2 protein-coding genes are annotated in these 1,351 nt (G+C 70.4%); both read left to right on the forward strand.

Annotation, left to right across the window (positions count from 1 at the left end; genetic code table 11):
* On the forward strand, positions 1–235 hold a 235-nt coding region (locus B4M60_RS02045), incomplete at its 5' end, for a hypothetical protein (RefSeq protein ID WP_291079810.1).
* The coding region (locus B4M60_RS02050) for a glycosyltransferase (protein WP_291079812.1) at positions 232–1,351 on the forward strand (1,120 nt) is incomplete at its 3' end. The genes B4M60_RS02045 and B4M60_RS02050, both read left to right, overlap by 4 nt.

A 1,351-nucleotide genomic window follows, 5' to 3' on the forward strand; every position in this document is an offset into this window, starting at 1 on the left:
TCAACAGAGCTTGACATCGAGCGCCCTGACCAGAGCCGCGGCGATCCAGGAGCGGGTCTACCGGGACGCGATCGCGCACCCCTCCCCGCGACGGCGACTCGATGAGGCCGCCGCGCTCTGCCGATACTCCCGGTACTACGTGCGCAAGCGGATCCGGAGGCTCCGTGGCACGACGGCGGAGGATGACTTCAACTCGCGGCCGGTCACCGCGATCAACAAGGAAGCCGCGTCATGACGGATCCGAGGGAGCCGATCGTCTGGATCGCCGGTGTCGGTTGGGATGACATGACCGGGACCGACAAACGCATGGTCCTGGAACTCGGACGCCGGGCCGATGTCCTCTGGGTCGACCCGCCGCGGCGTGGTGGCTGGTCGCGGTGGCGCCCCGACCCCCGGACCGGGGAGGAGGTGGCTCCGGGCGTCCGCCGGGTGAGGATTCCCGGTCTACCCGGATTCACCCGGTGGCCGGTCCGCGCGCTGACGCGGATCACCACAGAGACGTCTGTTCGACGCGCGGTCGGCGGGAGCCTCCGAACCCGCGCCGTCGTCGTCGCCAATCCCACGGGCGGGTTCCCGCCCGGGGTGACCGGGAGGCGTGTGCTCTACGTGACCGACGACTGGATTTCCGGGGCGAGCCTCATGGGTCTGTCGCCCCGGTACCTCCGACGGACGCTTTCTCGGACCGCACGGGAGGCCGACCGCATCGCGGCTGTCAGTCCGGGACTGGTCGGACGGATCGAGTCGCTGGGGATGCCGGTGACGACACCCGCGGTCGTGCTCCCCAACGGCGCGCCTCCGGTGTGCACGACCGAACCCGCCCGCCGGGTGCCGGAGGCCGGGGTCGTCGGGACCCTGAACGAACGCCTGGACCTATCGCTCTTGGAGGGAGTGGTGGATGCGGGTATCCGCTTGCACTTGATCGGGCCCCGGTCGGACCGTGATCCGGAGTTCGGACGACGGTTGGATCGGCTCGCCGCGGACGACCTCGTCGAGTGGACGGACCGGATTCCTGCCGATGAGCTGTGCTCGAGGATCGGCGTCCTCGCGGTCGGGCTGGCCCCGTATGCGGACACTGCGTTCAACCGCGCGAGCTTCCCGCTCAAGACCTTCGACTACCTCGCGGCCGGCGTCCCGGTGGTCTCCTCCGATCTTCCGGCGTCCCGGTGGATCGGATCCGAGTGCGTGGAGACGGCAGAGGGCACAGTCGGCTTCGTGTCGGCCGTGCGGTCACGCGTCGAGGCGGTCCGCCGGGGCGAGTCCACGGTCGAGCTCGCTGACCGTTGCCGAGAGTTGGCGCGCAGCCACTCCTGGGCGCGCCGCGCACAGGAGCTGCTCACGTCCATCGACGGCG

The organism is Dietzia sp. UBA5065 (assembly GCA_002415925.1).
Lineage (GTDB): Bacteria > Actinomycetota > Actinomycetes > Mycobacteriales > Mycobacteriaceae > Dietzia.